Source organism: uncultured Cetobacterium sp. (assembly GCF_945952365.1).
GTDB lineage: Bacteria > Fusobacteriota > Fusobacteriia > Fusobacteriales > Fusobacteriaceae > Cetobacterium_A.
In genome coordinates this window covers 1-16,071 of sequence record NZ_CAMFHX010000040.1, presented here as the reverse complement: position 1 = coordinate 16,071, position 16,071 = coordinate 1, and the positions used below count along the sequence as shown (strand labels likewise).

Genomic DNA, 16,071 nt, shown 5'->3' with positions numbered 1-16,071 from the left:
ATAAATACAAGGAAAGATGGAAATAACTCTAATTAGATTACTTGAGAAAATTTTTTGAATGAAAAATGGTCGAAATACATTGAAAATAAAGGGGGCATAGATGGTCAGGAAAATCCTTAGCGTTGTTATTCCGCGTTTTCCTGATGGGACCCCCTCCTGAAAAAATAAAAAATATAACATATATACTGGGTAAAAAAAATAATGAAAGGTTAAGGTATGGACATTTTCTTTCTTTAGAAGAGGCCTTAAAAGTCCTTAATTATTAATTAACTTTAAGATTTATATTATAAAGAGAGGGAAATCCCTCTCCTTAATATTTTATAATCTATTATATAGAGATGCTTTATCAAGACAATTAAATAAGCCAAGTTTATGTTTCACAACTTTTTTACCTTCTTCAATAGCTTCAGGGAATATAAGTAATGGCTCCAAAGCTGATTCATTATTTTTTAATACCTCTCTTGTTTTTTGGAAAAATGCATTTTTAATATCACTTGAAATATTAACTTTACATACACCCAATTTAACAGCTTCAGCAATCTCATTATCTGGATTAGCTGATCCTCCGTGTAACACTAAAGGAATATTAACATATTCTTTAATCTCTTTTAATAATTTTAAATTTAGTTCTGGCTTCATCCATTTTGGATATAATCCGTGAGATGTTCCAATTGCAATGGCTAATGTATCAACCCCTGTTCTATCAACCAATTCTTTAGCTTTTGTTGGATCTGTGTATATAATCTCAGCAGCTCCTCCTTCAGCAGAATTTCCTAAATTACCAATTGTTCCTAACTCTGCTTCAACCGAAACATTTAAAGGTCTAGCAATATCTACAATCTCTTTTGTTAATTTTACATTTTCTTCAAAACTTAAATGAGATCCATCAATCATAACTGATGTAAATCCACACTTAATAGCTCTTAATATCTGAGCTTTATTAGAACCATGGTCCATGTGAAGTACTACAGGAACTTTACTATTTCTTGCTCTCATCTTGATATATTCAATAAATTCATCTGTTAAATATTCCAGTTCATCGGGATGAACAGCAAGTATAATTGGAGAATTATTCTTTTCACACTCTTCTAATGAAACCTTTAGTAATTCAGCACTTCCAATATTATAGGCACCAACTGCAAAGTTATTTTCTTGTGCAACACTTAATAGTTCTTTCATATTTACTAACATTATATTCCTCCTGTATTGTTATATTTTTTAGATTGTTTCTATATTAAAATCGTCTAGCTCCATATCTTGTTCTATAATCAATTCTCCTTCATCCTCTTCTGTTGGAACTTTTTTCGAAACAGATAATATAACCGCTGTTGTTAAGCTTCCAATCATAAGTGCAGCCACAAACCCTAATGGATTTTCAACAAAAGGAATGATGAAAACACCTCCTGATGGAATTGAAGAACCTACATCCCAGAACATAGACAGTCCACCACCAACCATTCCTCCAATTGTACTAGCAGCAATAACTCTAAATGGATCTCTAGCAGCTATAGGAATTACTCCTTCTGTTATCATACAAAGTCCCATAGGAAATGCTACTTTAGTTCCTTCTATTTCAGCCTTTGTATATTTATGTTTCGTTAATAAAACGGATATCCCTAATCCAATTGGTGGAATCATTGCAACCATAACTTTAACAGCTTCCGGACCATATATTCCATTTAGAATTAAACCATCAGCAAATATTGAAGCTGTTTTATTAACAGGGCCACCAAAATCAAAACCAACCATACCACCTATAATTGCTCCTGTAATAAATTTTGCTTTTCCATCTAACGAAGTTAAAAAATCAAGTAAAAAACTTTGTAATGCAACAATAGGTACTCCAATTACAAAATAAGCACTTAAACCACAAACAGCAATAGAAATTAATGGTATTAACATTACAGGAACTAATCCTTCCATTGTTTTAGGAACTTTTAATCTCTTTTTTAGCCATAAAACAAAGAAACCAACAACAAATCCAAATAAAATTCCTCCTAAAAATCCTGCTTTTATTTCATTAGCTAAATATCCAAGAACAAGTCCTGGAGCAATTCCAGGTTTATCTGCAATTGAATATGCTATTGATGCACAGAAAACTGGAACTAAAAGTGTCATTCCATAAACTCCTAAGTTAACTAAAACCTCACTTATCTTTGTTTCAATTCCAAATCTAGGAATAATTTGACCAATTGCGATACATAATCCTGCTGCAACTACCAATGGAAGCATAAATGAAATACCTGTTAATAAATGCTTTTTTATTTGTAATTCTTTTAACTTCATAAATCAAACCTCCTTAAAAATTGTTATATGCTTCTTCTAATTTTTCAAAAAGTTTAACAGTCCCTTTTATTGCAACATTTGTGGGAACTTTTATTAGTTTTTTTCCTCTAAATCTTTCAACGCCTATTTTAATATCTGCTGCTATTACTACAAAATCTGCTTGATTTATTTGATCATCTGTTAAAATATTCTCAGCTCCCATAGAGCCTTGAGTTTCTATAAAAATTTCGTGTCCCCTTTCCTTTCCAACATTTAATAACTTTTTTTGAGCCATAAAGGTATGAGCTATTCCAGCTGTACAAGCACAAATTCCAACTACTTTCATATTTACCACTCCTTACTTAAAATATTTATTATTTCATCTTTCGTTTGAACCTTTTTTAAGTTTTTAACATTTTCATCTTCAGCTAAATTTCCAGCTACTTTTGATAATATTTTTATATGAACATCGTTTTTATCTTCTAAAGTTACAGCAAAGAGAACAATTAAATCTACAGGTTCTCCATCTAATGTTTCCCATTCAATTGGATTATTTAACCTAGCTACAGCTAAAGATGTATTTTTTACTCCAAAAGATTTTCCGTGAGGAATAGCTAATCCATTTTCTAATCCGGTTAACCCCTGAGTTTCTCTTTCATAAATGTCATTTATAAAAATACTTTTATTTATTAAATCTCCAGTTCTTTCAAGAGAATTTGCAAGAATATTGATTATATCCTCTTTATTTTTCGATTCAATATTTAAATGAATATTCTCTTCTTTTAATATTTTACGAATCATAATTTTACCTCCCTGTGTTTTGTAATATAAGTGTATAACATATCAGACATTTTTTAAAGATAAAAAACATTTCTTTTTTTTTTGAAACACTTTTTACTTTTTTTTATAAAATAAAGATGGTATACTTTTTTATAATGGAGGTGAACAGTATGAGTTTAGGTTTTAAGCATTTTGAATTATTAGAATTACTTCAACAAAGAAATACACTTCAAGAAGTTATGAGAAAAACTAATCTATCAGAGAGAAATATAAGATATCAGATCGATGAACTTAATGATGAGCTCAAGAGGGAATATCAAATAAAATTTAATAAAAATGATATAATTTGGGAGAATAATTTTAATAGTTTAAATGATATTTTTAAAGATTTAAATAAAATATTTTATTCCTATTCTTCTTTGGAAAGAGTAGATTTAATTATATTTAAAATTGTTTTAAAAAATGAACCAATAAACATTAATAGACTCTCAATTGATTTAGAAGTGACAAAACCAACTCTTAGAAATGATTTAAAAAAAGCAAAATTATATTTAGAGAAATTTAATATTCATATTATTCAGCAAGAAAATTCAATATATAATTTAGAATACAATAAATTGGATTTATGTTATTTTTTAGCTTCTTATATAGACAAATACCAAATTCTAACTTTAAATAAAATATATCCTAAAAGAATTAATTATTTTTATAAAGAAATGAATGAAACTTTTTTAGAATTTTTTGAAGAATCATATAAAACTCTTGAAAAATTAAAAAGATGTTTTAATTATAGTATTTCTGATAATAGTTTTAATCTATTTTTATCTTTTCTTCTAACTGTAATTAAATTTTCTCCAGAATTTAAAGATCAAATTAATAATAATTTTTATAAAAATACAATTGAATATAAAAAAATGATTTCTAAAATGTCAATTTTTAAAGAAAATCAAAAAATAATAATTACAGACTTCTTAATAGGATTATCTTATACAAAAAGTAACCCATTACTAATTTTTGGTAATTGGATTAATATCGAAATGGAGATATATAAATCAATAAAAAAATTCTCTCAACTGTATTCAATTGATTTATCTAAAGATAAAATTTTATTAAATGAACTAATTAATCATATAAAACCAATGCTTTACAGAAGTTCTAAAAAAATATTTTTAGAAAATTCTATTTATAATGAAATTATGGATTTATACGAAAAGCTTTTTTACAGTGTTAAATATTCTTTTGAAAATTTAGAAAAAAATCTTAATATTATAATTAGTGATGATGAAACTGCATTTATAACTCTTATGTTTCATAGAGCTTTAAAAAGAAATACATCTAATAAAACTGTAAAAAATGTTGCCATTATATGTAATTATGGATTAAGTGCTTCAAAATTTTTAGAAGAGCGGTTAAATGAAGTTTTTTATATTCAAAATACTAAGACTTATTCTCTTAATGATTTTTATAAGAGTAATTTAAAGTCATATGACCTGATTATAAGCACAATCGATATTAATGATTATAGTGAAAATATTCCATTAATTAAAGTAAATCCACTTCTAACTGAAGAGGATATAAAACTATTAAAAAATTTTAATTTTAAAAAGCAAAGAGAAAAAATATGTTTTGATGAGTTTATAAATACCTTAGAAAATAACAATATTTCTATAGATAAAAAAAACTTAAAAGATATTATTTTTAGTAACTTTTCTAATTTTTTTATAGAAAATAACAAAAATGAAAATGAAAATCTGAGTTTAATTGAAAAAGATTTATTTAGTGAAGCTGATTGTTCAAATCTTTCAGAAGCTATTAAGGTAAGTTGCTATCAACTTTTAAAAAAAGGTTATATAAACGAGGATTATATTGAATCTCTCTTGTCAAAACAATCTTTAAATAATCCAAATTTATTTATAGGAAATCAAACTATTCTTCCTCATGCAATAGGTAATAATAGTGTTTTTTCTACAAAGCTTTCATTTTTAAAATTAAAAAATCCAATTTTTATAAAAAATAAAGAATGTTCTTTTATAATAACATTCTGCACAGATAGAAAAACAGAATATGTAGATTTCTTAATTAAAATAACTGAGTTTTTTAATAATCCTGGAAATGAAGAAAATATTTTAACACTTCCAATAGAAGAAATATACAATAGAATTGAAACTCTCTAAACACAACCTTATAATTTTTTAATTTAGTTGATAAAAAGGTGACGAAATAAAAAATTAATAAATTTATATCTGCTCTTACTGGTGTGTATCTTGATTTTTGTTGTTAACTAAAGTATAATTTATACATTGAATATATGTACTAGGAGGCTTTATGAATAATATAGATATACAAAATTTTAAACAAATTAGAAATTTGAAAGAAAGTTCTAGAATTGAGTTTAAAACTATTTCAGATAAGCTTGGATCTAGTTTTTGGGAAACATATTCAGCTTTTGGAAATACTCAAGGTGGGTTAATAATTTTAGGAGTTAAAGAGGGAAAAACAGAAAACGAAATTCTTGGAGTTAATAATCCTGACAAAATAGCAAAAGATATTGTTACTGGAGCAAATAATAAAGATCTTGTTAATAAAAATATTTTAAGAAGTGATGATATTAAATTTATAACAGAAGAGGATAAAACGGTTATTGTTGTAACTATACCGAAAGTTGAGTATAGAGATAAACCTATATACTTAAGAGGAAAAATTGCAACAACCTATAAAAGATTACATGAGAGTGATCAGCTTTGCAATATAAATGAAATTAACGCTATGATTAGAGATTCTAGTGTTAGTGCTTTAGATAGAAAGATTCTTGAAAATTATGATATCAATGACTTAGATGTTATAACGGTTGAAAAATATAGACTCAGAATGAAAGAAGTTTCTCCTGAAAGCCATTTTAATAAAATAGGGAGCTTGGAAGAGTTTTTAAAAAGTATTGGTATTCTTTTAAAAAATAGAACTACAGGAAACTTTGAACTTACTCTTGGCGGTCTTCTAATGTTTGGAAAGACCACGAGCATAAAGAGTTATTTGCCACATTTTCATTTAGAGTATATCGATAAAAGCGATTCTAACGTAGATAGATGGGTTGATAGAATTATCTATGACGGAACTTGGGGAGAGGAGAACCTTTATAATTTCTATAATATTGTTATCACAAAATTAGAAGCAATTATAAAAACACCATTTAAATTAATGGGAGATGGAGTCACTAGAGACGATTCTAATGATTTTAAAGTTGCGATAAGAGAGGTTCTTTTAAATACGTTGATACATGCTGACTATGAGTTTCCGGTTGGAGTTATTATTAGCAAGTTAGAAAATGAATATGTATTTGAAAATCCAGGATTGCTTAGACTTACTCCTGAAGAAATTTTAACAGAAAAGCTGTATTCAGATCCTCGTAATCCTCTTATTATGGATCTTTTTAGATTTATAAAATTGTCAGAAAGAGCTGGAAGTGGAATTAAAACAATTCTTCAAACAGTAAACGGATTAGGATTACAAAATCCAACTATAGAAGTTTCTCAAAATAGAATAAAATTTACCCTGCCAGATACTTTAATTCTAGATAGTGCTCATTTAAACAAAAATGAAAAAATTATCTTAGCATTTATATTAGAGCATGGAGAGATTAAAAATAAAGATGTTCAAGATTTATTAAATCTTAAGAGAACAGCAGCATTAAATGCTCTTAATTTACTTTTAGAAAAAAACTTTATTATGCAAATAGGAAAAGGAAGAGGAAATAAATATCTATTAAAAAAATAAATGACCGTTTTTTAAAGAAATGCTCACTTAAATGCTCACTTTATTTAAACAAATTTATATAAACCTAATAAAATCAAGGGATAAAATGCTCACTTAAATGCTCGGTCGATTAAATTTGGAGTAACGTTTTATATTTTCAAGGGATGACTTAAAAATCATCCCTTTTTATTTTTTCAAAGTTTCAACAAGAGTAAAACAAAGTAGACTTTTGTGTACTTTTTTTATTACCAAAATTTTTAGTCTATCATATACCATTTTTCATATTTTAAACTTTAGTCTACTTTATTCTAAATATTTATTGTATTTTTTTCACAAAGAAAGTATAATAGTTTCAGAACTTAAAACGAAGGGATGGATATACTCATGAAATACTATTATGCTAGAGTTTCTTCTGAGACGCAGAACTTAGACAGACAAGTAGAATATTTTAAAGAGCTAGGAGCTAATCCTAGAACAATCTTCCAGGAAAAAAAATCTGGGAAAAATTTTGAAGATAGAGAAGTATGGAACGAACTTTTAAATGAATGGGTTAAAGATGGCGATGTTATCGTTGTTAAAAATTTGGATAGAATAGGACGTAATGCCAAAGAGGTCCGTGAGTGCCTAGTTAATCTAGCTGCTCGTGGTGTAAGTGTGGAATCAGTGGACCAAGCTTATCTAAATAACTTTTTAAAAGAGAAGTTAGTGGAGAGGGATGCTGACTCTTTGGCTGAAGCGATGCTAAATGTGATGCTAGACACCATGTTACAAGTGGATTTACTAAAAGCTGAATGGGAGCGTAAAGAGCTTCGTAAACGTCAAAAAGAGGGAATCGAAAGAGCCCTAGCTAAAGGTGTGAAATTTGGAAGAACTAAAAATGATGAGTTCAGAGAAAAATTCAAGGAAATCTATCCTCTCACAAGAAATAAAGACAATCCAAACTATGTTCCTGTGAAAGATGCTATAAAGATGGTTGGGTGCTCTAAGGCTATGTTTTATAACCTAATCGAGGAGATGAAAGATTAATCTCTTTTTTATTTTTTTATGTTCATGATATAATAAAGCTAATAAAATCTAAAGGAGGATGCTATGACATTAGATGCCTTTAAAACTAGTTTAAAAAAAGAAAATATCTTTGAAAAATACAATATAGAAAAAATTGGAATATTCGGTTCTATTGCTAGAGGTGAGGATGGAAATGATATCGATATCCTTGTAGATGATACTGATTTTAAAAAATGGATAAAACTGAAAGAGGAGTTAGAACCAATAATTAAGGTTAATTTAGATATTATGATTGAAAAATATGCAAACCCTATTGTTCTTATGAGAGCCAAAAAGGAGATAGTGTATGTTACAAAATATAACTAATGACTTACTTTACGTTTTAAGTATTTTAGAGAGTATGAAGCATGTATTGGAAATAGATATTATAAACATATAGATTTTGAGAAAATAAATAATCAAACTTTTTTATCCCCAAAAACCGTCTAAATATTATAATAATAGTTAGAAGAATTAAAGAGTTAAAGTTTTAGTAGTTAAAAAAGCCATCACACAGTTTCAAAGATGTTTATTGTTTATTAAACAAATCATGAGGTTGTAATCTAACTATTAGAAGAAATAGATTTAAAGTTTAGTAAGTTTTGTTTTATTTTTTAAGGCATTGTTTTACGAGTTTTAAGGTTATTTAAACGGAATAAGTTTCAAAGAATTAAATATGTAAGAAAATAGAGGGATCTGTGATGGTTGCCCTCTATTTTTATATATATTTAACCCAGTATTTTAAGGGGTGGTATCATTTTTTATTTAAGATGCATGTAACAGGCATGGTTTGTAAGCAATAATTGCAAGATACGCATCTAGGTTTATATTTACTTTCATTTTTCCATTTATTTATAAGATCCGGTTCACTAATCAATGTTCTTGATAAAGAAAAGTATTCTATATTTGTTGTATTTAATATTTCTTCCATTAGAGAAAAGTTTTTGTTTCCTCCAGTTAAACTGATTTTTGCCTTTATAGTTTTAGCAATTTTTTCACCGGCTTCTTTAAAATAAGACTGATTTTCTAAAAGATTTAAATTTTTCCCCATATTAAATGTAGGAGAAGGTGCACTTCCACCACTTACTTCTATTAAATCGACACCTAATTCATCAACTCTTTTAAGAACCTCTAAAGCTTCTGCTTCTGTTAACCCCATATCTTTCTCCATAAAATCATTGTGATTAAGCTTTATCATTATAGGGTAGTCTTCTCCCACTCTTTCTTTAATCTCTGCTATAACTTCATATATTATACGAGCTCTGTTGTGGATTTCACCACCATATTCATCCTGTCTTCTATTATAATAAGGAGTTAAGAAGTGACTCAGCATATGCCCGTGAGCCGCATGTATTTCAACAGCATCAAAACCAGCTTTTTTAGCTCTTACAGCTGCATCTCCAAACAATTTAACGATTTTTTTTATCTCTTCCTTTGTAGCTTCTTTGGGAGTTATTCCAGAAACTATATTTTCTACAGCAGATGGTCCTAAAATCTCCATACTATCTTTTTCTGGATGATGATTTTGAGAGCCCCCGTAAACTATTTGCAATGCTATTTTAGCATCGTACTCATGCACTATATTAACTAATTTTTTATATTCATCTATTAAAGAGTCATCTTGAATACCTAGCATTTTTATATTTGGCTGTTCATCTTTACTGATATAGGCATAGCCTGCTACAATCAGTCCTACTCCTCCTTGAGCAAGTTTTTTGTAAAACTCATAAATATTTTCATTTAAATGCCCATTTTCTTCAGCTAGACCTTCCCATGTAGCTGATCTTATAAATCTATTTTTAAGTTCTAAGTTTTTTAAATTTGTTTTTTCAAAAAGTAACTTCATATTATCTTGTATGATATAAATAGAATCTTATACCATACCCTCCTTTTTTTATTTTTTTAGTTGAAAAAAAACTTTATATGCTTTATTATAAACCTATACCTTAAGGTAGGAGTCAATAAAAATTTTGGAGGTTCGAATGAAAAATGGTTATAAAATAGGAGAAGTTGCAAAAATGTTTAATATCTCCAATAAAACTCTGCTCCACTATGAACAGATAGAACTTCTTAAGCCCTATTATATAGATAAAGAAAGTGGATATAGATATTATTCATTTCTTCAAATGGCAGAACTCGCATTTATCATAAGTCTTAAAAATTCAGGATTTACATTAAAAGAGATAAAAAAGTATACCGAAAGCCAGACTGCTGAAGCAAGTATAGCCTTCTTAGATGAAAAGAGCAGCGAGATTGATATCAAAATAAAAGAATTAGAAAAAACAAAAAAACTTTTATTGGAAAAGAAAAAAGAGTTTCAAGAGATTGCATATTCTTTGGATAAAGATCTATCAATAGAGGTAGACGGTCCATTTTTCGGGATTGTTAAGGAGGTTCCACCACCTTATGGTGAACCTGAGATAATAAAGGCTTACAACGAAGTTTTAAAATCTTTTGAAACTTTGGATTACAATAGTAAAAAATGTCTTGGAATAATAGATGGTAAATCCTTAGAGAGAGGAGAAGCTCATAGTATCAAAAAAGTTGGAATACTTATTTCAGAGAAAGAAAATGGAAAAAATAATTTACTTTTTAAAAGAAGAGAGTTCGCCACTCTTATCCATAAGGACTCTTATGAAAATATAACTAAAAGTTATGAAAAACTACTTGATTTTATACAAAAATCCAGATTTAAAATTGATGGAGATCCGATAGAGATTTCTAATGAAAAAATTTTCCAATTTGAAGATGGGGTGGGCTGGATAGTTAAAATTATGATTCCTGTAAATTCAGATATAGGAACTTAATAATTTACAAAATGCTGATATAAAAGTAAAAACTTGTAGATGATGGATTAAAAATCCACCATCTTTTTATAACCCCTCAAATAGAGAGACTTTTAAATCACCAATTTTCATATCTATTACGTCTAACTTTATTTCTAAAATACTATTTTTTATAATCCCTCTCCTATTGGGACTTTTTAAAAATCACCAAAAAATTCCCTTCAAAAACGACCCTCTAAAATCGATTTTAAGGCCATTCGAAAATTGATTAGGTATAAAAGTATACCCCGATTTTTAAGAGCCTTTATTCTGACATCTATTTTTATAGGTTTTTTGCTATTTTGTCCGTTAATACCATACTCTTTCTTTATTTCCCAAGTCTCTTTAAATCATCTCTTCTTTTAACAAAACTGTTTAAAAAATATTTAAAACTTTTTTCCAAAAACCTATGTCTAAATATTATATAAAATGCTAATAATATATAATTTAATCCCCCCGGAACCTCTGTAGTCCCCCCCTACAGAGGTTCCTCCCTTTTTTGTACTAAAAAAAGTTCGCTTGTCGAACTTAGGAAAATTACTTTTTAGCTTGAATAACAAAAGAAAGGGAGGGCAAAACTATGAAGATAAGAGAAACTAAAAATTTCAAAATTAAAGAAGTTGCTGTATCAGCATCATATCCACATTTAGCTATTTTACCTACTGATGAACTTATAATAGATAATATCAATCACACTTTAGAAAAATTACAAATAATAAGAGATGATCTAGCTAAACCTATGATTATTTTATCTTTTTATAGAGATGAGAAATTGAATATAGCTGTAAAAGGTGCAACTAACTCTCAGCATAAAGATGGAACAGCCGTAGACTTTACAATCTCTGGAGCTAATATGCAATTAGTAGCTAAATATATTCATAGAAAAAATTTTACCTTTATAGATAAAATCATCTGTTATCCTCAGCAAAAGTTTATACATTTAACAATTTTAAAAAAAGGTAGCAATAAATATTGTGAGAATTCCTTTAAAAGTTCGCTCAGCGAACTTTTAAAGGAATTCTCACAATATTTTATTATTGATGATAGACAGTATGCCTCTCATCTCTACAAAAAATGGGAATGCCCCGACAAGATAGCAGTAGAGGGAGGGTGGGGAATTGAAGTGTGGCCCAAGCCCACACATTTTTTATAAAGAGGGCTTTTTTGTGTTTTACAACTTTTTTTAGGTTCTTTCCAAGGTTAGTTGGTTAGAAAGTTTAAGAATATTAAAAAATTTTAAAAAGGAACAAAATATCTAGGATATATGTTCCTTTATTTTTTTGTAATTTTAAAGTATACTATTTTTAAGCAAGTAAAGGGGGGATTAAGATAAAGAAAGTTAGATTTATAGCGCCATATTTTGTAAAAGAAAAAATAAAAGAAGATGAAAATCACTTTAATCTTTTAACAGGAGAGATTGGAAATAAACTTTTTAGTTATTATTCTAATAAAGATATAGAAAATTTAAATATAAATTCTGCCAAAGGCGAAATTATTCAATTTAATTTAAATAAATTAAATGATGAACTTTATTATACCGTTCTAAAGGAGCATGAAGTAGAAAATGAAGCGGAATTCTTTAGAAATATTTTTTTAAAGTATCTAGATAATCCTAGGTACATAAGAGAACAAATTTTATTTTTTGAGATTTTTCAAAAAATAGAATCAGCTTTAAAAGAAAGAAAAAAAATTAATATTAAATATAATGGAGAAATTAGAACTATTAACCCCTATCTTTTAAAGACTTCATCTATTGAAGATAGATCATACATATTTTCGTATTGTGAAAAAAACGAAGATTATAGAAATTATAGAATTGCTAATATCGAAAATATATCATTATCAAAATATGATATTGAAATTAAGAATTTAGATTATATAAAAAGCATTGATAAAAACTTTGATCCATTTTTATCTTTTGGAAAGAATATAAAAATCAAAATAAATGAAAACGGACAAAAATTATTTGAAAGTGCTATTTTAAATAGACCTAAAGTATTGGAAAAAAATGGAGATATCTGGATATTAGAATGTACAAATAGATTAGCTAAAGTTTATTTCCCACAATTTTTATCAAATATAGAAATTTTAGAGCCAGTTGATTTGAGAGAGTGGTTTAAAGAAGAGTTAAAAAAATCATTAAATAGATATTTATAGGGAGGGTTTCATGGAAAAAATTTGGGAAGAGGTTTTGTGTGAAGAAAATGGATATCAATTAATTGTAGAAAGAAAAGAGTTTTCTCAAATTGAAGATGATATAATTGAAATTGAAGTAGTAGAAAAAAATTTAGAAAATGAAAAACTAGCAATTGATAACGAAAAATTAATTGATATTTTAAAAAGATTTGTTAAAGAGTATATAAAAAATAAAAATCAAGATTTAACACAATGGTTAATAGAAAGATTAAAAGAGGAATTTCCAGAAAAAACTCAAGATCAATTGCTAAAAGAGTCTCAAGAATTGATAGCTGGCGTTAAATTAGGAAAAGAAAAATATGAGCTGGTAAAGGAAAAAAGAGCTTTAGGAATATCACCAAGCGATGTATTAGCTAAAGATATTAGTAAAACAACAGAGGGAGTTTCAATAAAAGAGGTTAAAGAGGAGTTAAAATCTAGGAGTGAAGCTATTGAAAAAGAAAATATTTCTAGTATGTATGAAATGACTAAAGGAATAGAGATTGCACCAAATATAATAGCTTTTGATAAAATGACAAGATATTTTGACAACATCAATGAAGTTATCGCAAAAGGGAATCAAAAAATGGTAGATTCATTAATAACAAAAGCTGGAAATATAAATCAAAATCCTCAACTTGATGGTTTTATATTTGAGCAGTTTCATGAAAATACATTTAATATAGATGCTGCTATAAAAGATATATCTGGGATAAGAGCTGAAGCACTTGTTCCTAAACCAGGAACAGGATATGGGAAAAATTCTATAGATTTAGTTGTAAAAGTAAAAAGAGGGGAAACAGAATATATAGTAAGAAAGTATCAAGCTAAACTTAGTGATAATCCTGAAAAGCTTTTTCAAGATGGAAATTATAAGTTCCAGAGAAGACTTTATGGTGAAGGGCATGAAGAGATTGGAAATACAAAAGTTGAATATGAAGGGATAGAAAGTGATGCTTTATCTAAATCAGATGCAAAAGTTATACAAAAAGAGGTTCAAGAAGGAAATTTAGATGCTGCAAAGCAAACTTTTGAAAATAATGTAGATGTAAAAAGTTTATCAAGGCAAATTGCAAAACAAGCCTTAACATCAGCTACTATAGGCGTGGGAATGGGGATGGCTTTATCTACAGGAATAAAATTAGCTAAGGGTGAAGAGATAAAGGCTGAAGAAGTTATAATAGATGGATTAAAAGCAGGAGGTAGCGTAGGACTTTCAACTGCAATAGCTGGAGGATTAAAAACTGCTGTAGAGAAGAAAGTTATTACAGGATGGGCAGCTAATATTTTAAAAAATAATTCAGTTGTTGGAACCATAGCATTTTCTGCACTATCTTTAATTGGAGTGGCATCTTCAATTGGAAGTGGAGATTTAAGTTTAAAAGATGGAATGAAGGAAACAGGTGCAATATTAGCTGGGACTTATGGTGGAATAAAAGGAAGCCTTGCTGGTATAGCTTTGGCAGGTGGAGTTATAGCAAGTGTTGGAACTATTTTAGCTCCTGTGGTTGCTGCAGTGGCTGGAACTATTGGATATTTTGCAGGATCTACTATAGCCAGTAACATAGCTAAAGGAGCAGCTGAAGTAGCATCAACTGTAACAAGCGGAGTAAAAGAAGTTGTAAAAGCTGGATATAATGCAGTAAAAAGTGTAGCAAGTGCAGCTTGGAATGGTATAAAAAGTGTAGCAAGTGGAATAGGTTCAGCAGTAAGTAGTTTCTGTTCAGGAGTGGCTAGCTTTTTTGGTTGGTAAAAAGATTTAATAACAGATGGAGGAAAAGAAGGGGAAATGAAGATAAATTTACAGAAATATTTAAGAGCAAGAAGACCAATAATTTGGTGTAACACTTCAGATTATAAAGAGATAGATGATCTATTAAAAACAGCAACAAAAGAGATTAATGATAAAGTAATCTATGAATTTAGAGCTTTAGGAGCAGTAGATTTTGAAACAAAAGAGATAAGCGAAGAAGTAAAGAGTTTATATAATTTTTTAGATATGATTTATTCAGAAGGATATGAGAATAATATATTTCTTCTGGTAAAAAATGCTAAAGATGAAATGGAAAAACCAGAAGTGTTGGCTTATCTTAAAAAGATTGCAGAACTTAGATATTCTAATCCAAACTATAATTTTACGGTCCTTGTGGTAAGTGATTCTAACAGCGTTCCAAAAGAACTTGAAAAGTTTACAAGTATTTTAGAAATAGAAAATATGAGTCAAGAAGAGATCGAAAGTTATATTTTAAATTTTGGAAAAATTCATGGTGTAAAAATAGATACAGAGGATATAGGAGAGATTGCAATCTCTCTAAAGGGATTAAGCAAGCTGGAGATAGACCATGTCTTAAATATGATGATAGAAAGCAAGAAAAACATATCCATATCAGATAGAAACATAATCATAAGAGAAAAAGGTCAGATAATAAAAAAATCCGCAGTATTAGAACTTATTGATTTTAAGGAAAGAATAACCGATATTGGAGGATTAGAAGGGTTAAAAGAGTGGCTAGAAAGTAAAGCAAAAGTTTTTAGAAAGTTAGATGAAGCAAAGAGTTATGGTGTAGATACTCCAAAGGGAGTTCTTTTAGTTGGAATGCCAGGCTGTGGAAAAAGTTTAGCAGCAAAAGCAAGTGCAAGATTATTTAATGCTCCGCTATTAAGACTGGATATAGGAAGATTGCTTGGAAAATATGTTGGAGAGTCAGAGCACAATATGAGAGTGGCTTTAAAAACAGCAGAATCAATAAGTCCTTGTATTTTATGGATAGATGAAATAGAAAAGGCCTTCTCAGGAATAGACCAAAGCGGTGGAGCAAGTGATATAACAAAAAGACTATTTGGGCATTTCCTTACATGGCTACAAGAGAAAGAAAATACAGTATTTGTGGTAGCAACAGCCAATGATATCTCAACATTTCCACCTGAATTTTTAAGAAAAGGAAGATTTGACGAAGTTTTCTTTGTAGATTTCCCTAATGAAGAGGAAAGGGAGAGAATTTTTGAGATTCATCTTGAAAAAAGAGGAAAAAATACAGAGGACTTTGATATTTTAAAACTTGCTAAAGCCACAGATGGATATTGTGGAGCAGATATAGAAGAAGTTGTAAAACTCACTTTAGAAACAGCATTTGTAAATGAAAGTGAAGAGATAGATACTCAAGATTTATTGGGTAGTAGGGGTCCCATCAGGAAAACGCGGAATAACAACGCTAAGGATTTTCCTGACCAT

General features: G+C 28.5%; 14 protein-coding genes. 9 read left to right on the top strand and 5 right to left on the bottom strand.

Annotation, left to right across the window (positions count from 1 at the left end; all coding sequences use genetic code 11):
- Nucleotides 1–318: 318 nt before the first annotated feature.
- From Q0O83_RS11035 to Q0O83_RS11020, 4 genes are read right to left on the bottom strand one after another with little or no spacing between them, the layout of a single operon-like run.
- Nucleotides 319–1,191, bottom strand: coding sequence for a ketose-bisphosphate aldolase (locus tag Q0O83_RS11035; RefSeq protein WP_294097084.1), 873 nt, complete (start codon nucleotides 1,189–1,191; stop codon nucleotides 319–321).
- A 27-nt stretch (nucleotides 1,192–1,218) separates the two neighbouring features.
- On the bottom strand, nucleotides 1,219–2,286 hold the full coding sequence (locus Q0O83_RS11030; RefSeq protein WP_294097082.1) for a PTS fructose transporter subunit IIC: 1,068 nt from the start codon (nucleotides 2,284–2,286) through the stop codon (nucleotides 1,219–1,221).
- A gap of 13 nt (nucleotides 2,287–2,299) precedes the next feature.
- Nucleotides 2,300–2,611 (bottom strand): PTS fructose transporter subunit IIB, encoded by a 312-nt coding sequence (locus Q0O83_RS11025; RefSeq protein ID WP_294097080.1) that lies wholly within the window; start codon nucleotides 2,609–2,611, stop codon nucleotides 2,300–2,302.
- A gap of 2 nt (nucleotides 2,612–2,613) precedes the next feature.
- Nucleotides 2,614–3,066 carry a PTS sugar transporter subunit IIA gene (locus Q0O83_RS11020; protein ID WP_294097078.1) on the bottom strand — a complete coding sequence of 151 codons (453 nt, stop codon included), beginning with the start codon at nucleotides 3,064–3,066 and terminating at the stop codon, nucleotides 2,614–2,616.
- 149 nt (nucleotides 3,067–3,215) lie between these two features.
- Between Q0O83_RS11020 and Q0O83_RS11015 the strand changes: the two genes are divergently transcribed.
- From Q0O83_RS11015 to Q0O83_RS11000, 4 genes are all read left to right on the top strand, one after another.
- Nucleotides 3,216–5,219, top strand: a complete 2,004-nt coding sequence (locus tag Q0O83_RS11015) for a PRD domain-containing protein (RefSeq protein ID WP_294097076.1) — start codon at nucleotides 3,216–3,218, stop codon at nucleotides 5,217–5,219.
- A gap of 151 nt (nucleotides 5,220–5,370) precedes the next feature.
- Nucleotides 5,371–6,816: an RNA-binding domain-containing protein gene (locus Q0O83_RS11010; RefSeq protein WP_294097074.1), complete on the top strand. Its 1,446-nt coding sequence runs from the start codon at nucleotides 5,371–5,373 to the stop codon at nucleotides 6,814–6,816.
- 363 nt (nucleotides 6,817–7,179) lie between these two features.
- Entirely contained in the window at nucleotides 7,180–7,821 is a 642-nt protein-coding gene (locus Q0O83_RS11005; protein WP_294097072.1) for a recombinase family protein, read from the top strand.
- A gap of 63 nt (nucleotides 7,822–7,884) precedes the next feature.
- Nucleotides 7,885–8,166, top strand: a complete 282-nt coding sequence (locus Q0O83_RS11000) for a nucleotidyltransferase domain-containing protein (protein ID WP_047384575.1) — start codon at nucleotides 7,885–7,887, stop codon at nucleotides 8,164–8,166.
- Between the two features lie 427 nt (nucleotides 8,167–8,593).
- On the opposite strand, the gene Q0O83_RS10995 is transcribed toward Q0O83_RS11000, so the two are convergent.
- Nucleotides 8,594–9,685, bottom strand: coding sequence for an NADH:flavin oxidoreductase (locus tag Q0O83_RS10995; RefSeq protein ID WP_294097068.1), 1,092 nt, complete (start codon nucleotides 9,683–9,685; stop codon nucleotides 8,594–8,596).
- A 136-nt stretch (nucleotides 9,686–9,821) separates the two neighbouring features.
- Here Q0O83_RS10995 and Q0O83_RS10990 point away from each other — a divergent pair, with 136 nt between their 5' ends.
- From Q0O83_RS10990 to Q0O83_RS10970, 5 genes are all read left to right on the top strand, one after another.
- Entirely contained in the window at nucleotides 9,822–10,646 is an 825-nt protein-coding gene (locus Q0O83_RS10990) for a MerR family transcriptional regulator (RefSeq protein WP_294097066.1), read from the top strand.
- Between the two features lie 598 nt (nucleotides 10,647–11,244).
- Complete coding sequence (locus Q0O83_RS10985; RefSeq protein ID WP_294097064.1) at nucleotides 11,245–11,817, top strand: D-Ala-D-Ala carboxypeptidase family metallohydrolase; 573 nt, start codon at nucleotides 11,245–11,247, stop codon at nucleotides 11,815–11,817.
- Nucleotides 11,818–11,987: 170 nt separating this feature from the next.
- Complete coding sequence (locus Q0O83_RS11860; RefSeq protein WP_366515964.1) at nucleotides 11,988–12,821, top strand: WYL domain-containing protein; 834 nt, start codon at nucleotides 11,988–11,990, stop codon at nucleotides 12,819–12,821.
- Between the two features lie 10 nt (nucleotides 12,822–12,831).
- Complete coding sequence (locus Q0O83_RS10975; RefSeq protein ID WP_294097062.1) at nucleotides 12,832–14,592, top strand: hypothetical protein; 1,761 nt, start codon at nucleotides 12,832–12,834, stop codon at nucleotides 14,590–14,592.
- Nucleotides 14,593–14,628: 36 nt separating this feature from the next.
- The coding region (locus tag Q0O83_RS10970) for an AAA family ATPase (protein WP_294097060.1) at nucleotides 14,629–16,071 on the top strand (1,443 nt) is incomplete at its 3' end.